Here is a 6,255-nt window from a genome sequence, read left to right as displayed (position 1 = left end):
TATTGCTATTAAAAATAATTTAAAAAAATTGTTTAATATATTTAAAAATTCTGTTAAACTTGAATATAAATAAAAATATCAATCAAATGACGATTAAAGAATTGCAAAACGAAAAGTTTTTTAAAGAATTTGAAGTGCATGTGCCGTTTGAAGAAATTAATTCAAAAGTTGAAGAAAGTGTTTCTAAAGCTGCAAAAACATTTAAAATGCCAGGTTTTAGAGAAGGTAAGGTGCCGCTTAGTATTGTAAGACAAAAAGTTGGGAAGGAAGAAACAGGTAAGCAAATACAAGAAAAAATTTCTGAGTCTATTAAAAATTTAATTGATTCCAAAAAAATTATTCCATACTCGAAACCTGATGTGCAAGTTCTATCATTTGATGAAGATAAGGGGCTATCTATTAAAATAGGCTTTGAAATATTGCCGGAAGTTCCAGAAGTAAAGTGGGATAGTATAGAGGTTGAAAAAATAAATATAAAAATTTCTAATGATGAAATAACTCAGACAAAAAATAATTTACTTAAAGAATTTAGAAAATACAAAAAAGCTGAATCAAATTATAAGACTAAAGTAGGGGATAAAGTAAAAATAAATTTCCATGGTAAGATTGAGGGTAAGGATTTTGATGGTAATAAAGCTGATGCTATGGAGCTTGTGATTGGTGATAATACTTTTTTAGCAGATTTTGAATCTAATTTAGTTGGATGTAAATTAAATGATGAAAAATCTTTTGATATAGTGTTCCCAAAAGATTATCCAAAAGAAGATATAGCAAATAAAAAAGCTGTATTTAAAGTTAAAATAGTTGATGTGCAAGAATTAGCTTTGATTGATAAAGTTTCTGATGAAATGCTTAAGAAATTAGGTGTAGAATCTGAAGAAAAATTAAATGAATTAATAAAACAAAAATTAAATTTTGACTTCATGAATTCAATTAGGTTAAAGATGAAAAAGGAACTTTTTGATCAAGTTGATAAGAAATATGATTTTGATTTACCTAATAAAATGATTGAGCAAGATTTTGAAATTATCTGGAGTGAAGTGGAAAAAAACAAGGGAAAACAAGAGAATATAAAGGATAAATCTGATGAGGAATTAAAATCTGAGTATAAACAAATTGCAAAAAGGAGAGTTAAGCTGGGCTTAATAATAGTTGAAGTGACCAGAGAAAATAATATTTCTATAACAGATGATGAATTAAGAAAAATAGTTGAGCTTCAAGCAAATCATAATCCTCAAATAAAAGATAAGATACTGGAATTTTACAAAAATCCAGAAAATTTAGAAAAAATTAAAGGGCCAATTCTTGAGGAGAAAGCTTTAGATTTTATTTTATCTAAGGTTAAATTAAATGAAATTGAAATGACAACGGATGATTTTGTAAAAAACGTTTTGCCTAAAATTAAAGATAAATAAATATATATTTAGTTATATAAAAATGTCTTATATTCCTGTTGTAATTGAACAAACTCCTAAAAGCGAGAGAGCTTTTGATATATTTTCTAGGCTGCTAAAAGAAAGAATAGTTTTTTTAAGTGGTCAAGTTGAGGATAATATGGCATCAGTTATTATTGCTCAGCTTCTGTTTTTGGAATCAGAAAATCCTGATAAAGATATTTTTATGTATATTAATTCTCCAGGTGGAGTGGTTTCTGCAGGTTTAGCAATTTATGATACAATGCAATATATTAAATCTGATGTTTCCACTTTATGTGTTGGTCAAGCTTGTTCTATGGGGTCTTTTCTTCTTACTGCTGGGGAAAAAGGTAAGAGATTTGCTTTACCTAATTCAAGAATTATGATTCATCAGCCAATAGGAGGTTTTCGTGGTCAAGCTACAGATATTGAAATTCATGCAAAAGAAATATTACAGTTAAAAAATAAGCTTAATAAGTTGCTTAGTTATCATACAGGTCAAAAATCTTCAAAAATTGAAAAAGATGCAGATAGGGATAATTTTATGTCTCCTGAAGAGGCTAAAAAATATGGATTAATAGATAAAATTATTACTAAAAGAGCGGTAACTCAAAGTGAATAAAGGACATTCAGAAATATTATATTGTTCGTTTTGTGGAAAAAGCCAAAATGAAGTAAAAAAGCTTTTATCTGGAGTAGCTGTATATATTTGTGATGAGTGTATTACTCTTTGTTCTCAAGCGTTAAATGAGAATAAATTAGAGACTAAAAATTTAATAAAAAGCGATATAAGTCCTAAAAAAATATATGAGATCTTAGATTCCTATGTTATTGGACAAGTAAGAGCAAAGAAAGTGTTATCAGTAGCAGTATATAATCATTATAAAAGATTTGAAAAGCCAAAATTTGATAATAAATTTCATGATGTTGAAATTGCGAAATCAAATATATTAATAATTGGTCCAACAGGTTGTGGAAAAACATTGTTAATGCAAACTCTTGCTAAAATTTTAAATGTACCTTTTGCTATAGCTGATGCAACAACATTAACTGAAGCTGGATATGTAGGTGAAGATGTAGAAAATATATTGGTAAGGCTATTACAAGCAGCTGATTATAATTTAGAAAAAGCAGAAAAGGGAATTATTTATATTGATGAAATTGATAAAATATCTAGGAAATCTGAAAGCCCATCAATAACACGAGATGTTTCTGGAGAGGGAGTGCAACAGGCGCTGTTAAAATTAATGGAAGGTACTGTTGCATCTATTCCACCTCAAGGAGGAAGAAAACACCCTCAACAAGAATTCTTGCAAATTAATACTAAAAATATATTATTTGTTTGCAGTGGAGCTTTTAGTGGCCTTGATAAGATTATTAATCAGAGAAAGAAAAATAGTTCTATTGGTTTTGAAGCAGTAGTAAAAAATAAAGATGAAGATGTTTCTGCATCAAATGTTATTAATAGTGTTGAGCCAGAAGATTTAGTTAAATATGGTTTGATTCCTGAGTTTATTGGAAGATTGCCATTGATTGTTACTATAAATGATCTTGATGAATCTATGTTGATAAGAATTTTAAAAGAGCCAAAAAATTCTTTAATTCAACAATATCAAAAATTATTTGATTTAAATGATATTAAATTAAATTTTGAGGAAAATGCATTTAAAGAAATAGCTAAAATTGCTTTCAAAAGAAAAACTGGTGCCAGAGGTTTAAGAGCAATATTAGAGAATATTTTGCTTGATTTAATGTTTGATTTTTCTAATAAGAAAAATATTAAAGAAATAACAATTACTTCTGATGTAATTAAGTTAAATTCTAAACCTAAAATTAAGTATTATACTAATAAAAGTATTAAAAATAAAAAAGTAATTTAACTAAACTTCAGTTAATAATTTATGAAGCTTACTTATAAATGGCTTAAATCATTCATTGATTTAAGTGTAGATTTAAATACTGTTCTTGAGATACTTTCTAATATTGGATTGGAGGTTGAAGATTACGATAATAAAGAAGAGATTTATTCACAATTTATAATTGCTGAGATTATTGAAGTGTGTAAGCACCCTAATGCTAGTAAATTAAGTGTTTGTAAAGTAAATAATGGTAAAGAAATTTTACAAATAGTGTGTGGCGCTTCTAATGTTAGACCTGGAATGAAAGTTGTACTTGCACCTGTTGGTTCTGTAATTCCAAGTAATAAAATGGTTATAAAAAAATCTAGTATTCGTGAGGTGGATAGTAATGGAATGCTTTGTTCAGAACAAGAATTACTGCTTGGTAATGATCATGATGGTATTATTGAGGTTCTAGATAATAAAATTAAATTAGGTACAAAATTTTCTGATGTATATAATTTGAATGATATAGTTATTGATATTAATTTAACTCCAAATAGAGGCGATTGTGCATCAGTATATGGTATTGTAAGAGATTTATCAGCTAAAGATATAGGTAAATTAAAGTCTAAATATTTAAATTTTTCCCAAAATAATTTTGAATTTGGGCAAAATATAGATGGTATAAAAATTTCCATAGATAGTGAATATTGTTATGAAATAGCTTTTTGTAAAATAAAAAATATAAATAATAATTTAGAAATTAAACGTGATATATTGTCATTTTTTAAGCTAGTTGATTTAAAATCACATAATCCAGTAGTTGATATCTCCAACTTCTCTATGCACGAATTTGGTAGCCCTAATCATATTTATGATGCTGATAAGATTAAAGGTAACATTCAAATCAGACTTTCTGAAGAAGGAGAATTTTTTAAGTCATTGGATAATAATGAATATAACTTGCCAAAAGATATATTGGTTATTTCTGATGATGAAAAAATTCTTTCTATAGCTGGTATTATTGGTGGTGCAGATAGTAAGGTTGATGAGAGCACAAAGAATATTTTAATTGAAGTTGCAAACTTTAGTCCTGAACAAATTTCTAAATCTGTAAGAAAGTTAAACATTAGAACAGAATCCTCATTCAGATTTGAAAGAAGGATTGATCATGCTAATACAGCTGCTTTTATAAATAATTTAGTTAATCTGCTATTAGAAAATTGTGGTGGTAATATTAGCAATTCAGTACTTATTAAAAGTTCTGAGCCTAAACATATTAAGCAATTAAAAATTAATTATAATGTTATTAATAAAGTTCTTGGATCTAAATTAATGACAAATGAGATTGATTCAATTCTTTCTAATTTAGGATTTTTAAAGGAAAAGGATGAAATTTTTAATATACCAAGCTGGAGGCAAGGAGATATTGAAAATAATGCAGATATTGCCGAAGAAATAATAAGAATAAAAGGATTGGAAAATTTAGAATCTAATAATAAATATCTTTATGCTATAGAAGATTTAAGAATTAAAACTCATGATTTTGAATCTATTTTTAGAAAAATGCTTGTTGGGAGAAATTTATTTGAGATAATATCTTGGTCTTTTATTAGCCAAGCATATGCAAATTTATTTACTAATGGTGATGATATCAAGTTAGCTAATCCAATTAGTAATGAATTTGCTATTATGAGAAATAGCTTGATACCTGGATTGTTACAAACAGTAAAAAATAATATACTAAAGGGGATTAAAGATTTATCTTTTTTTGAAATAGGCAAAGTTTATTATGATCATAATAATTCTTTAATTGAGAGGAAATCTTTAACAATTCTTAGAACAGGTTATGCGATTGATAAAAATATATTCTCAAAACAGAGGAAATTTGATTTTTATGATTTAAAAGATGATGTATTTTCATTGCTTGATGAAATTAAGATGTCGCCTCAAAATATTATTATACATAAGGTAGATAATAATATTTATCATCCAGGTAAGAGCATAGCGTTATATATTGGTAAAAAATTAATTGGTTATGTTGGTGAATTACATCCTAAAATTTTAAAAAAATTTAATATGAAGCAAAATGTTTATTGCGGCGAAATATTTTTTGATAATTTACCTAATAAGAACTTAGAAAAAAGAAAGCCTATGTTTTTATCTCAATTGCAGAGTATATCTAGGGATTTTGCTATTTACATTGATGATGATACTGAAAGTAATGAAATAATAAAGTCAATTAAATCTCTTAAAATTGATATGCTAGAGAGTATTAATATCTTTGATGTATATAAAGATCCGCAAGATACTTTAAATAGAAAATCGGTTGCTTTTAGTGTTAAGCTTCAACCTAAGCTGAAAACTTTAATTGATCAAGAAATTGAAGATATATCTAATAAAATTATAAAAGTTTTGAAGCAAAATTTAAATGCTGAACTAAGAGATAGTTAAAATTAATTATGCCAAATTTCACTTGTAGGATTATTACTAAAAAAACTATATAGATTGAATTCAGGCATTTCAATCTCTGCTTCACCCAAAGCACTTAGTTGTGTTGCTATTTTACCAACATAAAATGCTCCTAATACTAATGATGCAGATTCATAATAAGTTTTACCCACATCACCTGCTGTATAATTCTCTAACAGTTGTTTTGTTGTTACAACTCCACCAACTGCTTTATGCTCTGAACTCGGATTTGCTTCTAACTGATTTGATATTGAACTCAATGTATTTACTGCTAATGTATGCTTAAATGATGGGCTTGCTATGTAAGCGCTAAAATAAGGGCATCTAGGCAAGAATAAAAATAAGTGGTAGAACAAAAGCCTAAAAAAATAGAGGCTAATGATGCTATTAGAAAAAAAGAATAAGTAATGAAAAATGGAAAGAGCTAGTAGAAGAATATAAAAAAAGTAATGTAAGTAAATATGAATTTTGTAAGCAAAAGAATGTGCCGAGAAGTACATTTTATAAATGGCACAGAATTCTTGTAG

The 6,255-nt window shown here is 26.9% G+C and carries 6 protein-coding genes; 5 read left to right on the top strand and 1 reads right to left on the bottom strand.

Features of this window, described 5'->3' with window-relative positions:
• Window positions 1–86 precede the first annotated feature (86 nt).
• Genes tig through pheT form a run of 4 tightly spaced genes read left to right on the top strand, consistent with a single transcriptional unit; the run spans window position 87 to window position 5,710 of the window.
• Window positions 87–1,415: a trigger factor gene (gene tig, locus EIC27_RS05680; protein WP_162298350.1), complete on the top strand. Its 1,329-nt coding sequence runs from the start codon at window positions 87–89 to the stop codon at window positions 1,413–1,415.
• A gap of 22 nt (window positions 1,416–1,437) precedes the next feature.
• Window positions 1,438–2,037: an ATP-dependent Clp endopeptidase proteolytic subunit ClpP gene (gene clpP / locus EIC27_RS05675; RefSeq protein ID WP_126045123.1), complete on the top strand. Its 600-nt coding sequence runs from the start codon at window positions 1,438–1,440 to the stop codon at window positions 2,035–2,037.
• Complete coding sequence (gene clpX / locus EIC27_RS05670; RefSeq protein ID WP_126045122.1) at window positions 2,030–3,295, top strand: ATP-dependent Clp protease ATP-binding subunit ClpX; 1,266 nt, start codon at window positions 2,030–2,032, stop codon at window positions 3,293–3,295. Before clpP ends, clpX begins: the two co-directional genes overlap by 8 nt.
• A gap of 21 nt (window positions 3,296–3,316) precedes the next feature.
• Window positions 3,317–5,710 (top strand): phenylalanine--tRNA ligase subunit beta, encoded by a 2,394-nt coding sequence (gene pheT, locus EIC27_RS05665; protein WP_126045121.1) that lies wholly within the window; start codon window positions 3,317–3,319, stop codon window positions 5,708–5,710.
• 2 nt (window positions 5,711–5,712) lie between these two features.
• On the opposite strand, the gene EIC27_RS05660 is transcribed toward pheT, so the two are convergent.
• Window positions 5,713–6,060 (bottom strand): hypothetical protein, encoded by a 348-nt coding sequence (locus EIC27_RS05660; protein ID WP_126045120.1) that lies wholly within the window; start codon window positions 6,058–6,060, stop codon window positions 5,713–5,715.
• 68 nt (window positions 6,061–6,128) lie between these two features.
• On the opposite strand from EIC27_RS05660, the gene tnpA reads away from it, so the two are divergent.
• A partial coding sequence (gene tnpA, locus EIC27_RS08350) for an IS66 family insertion sequence element accessory protein TnpA (protein ID WP_410519461.1) occupies window positions 6,129–6,255 on the top strand: 127 nt, incomplete at its 3' end.

This window comes from Candidatus Aquarickettsia rohweri (genome assembly GCF_003953955.1).
GTDB lineage: Bacteria > Pseudomonadota > Alphaproteobacteria > Rickettsiales > Midichloriaceae > Aquirickettsia > Aquirickettsia rohweri.
This window is presented reverse-complemented; position numbering and strand designations above follow the sequence as displayed.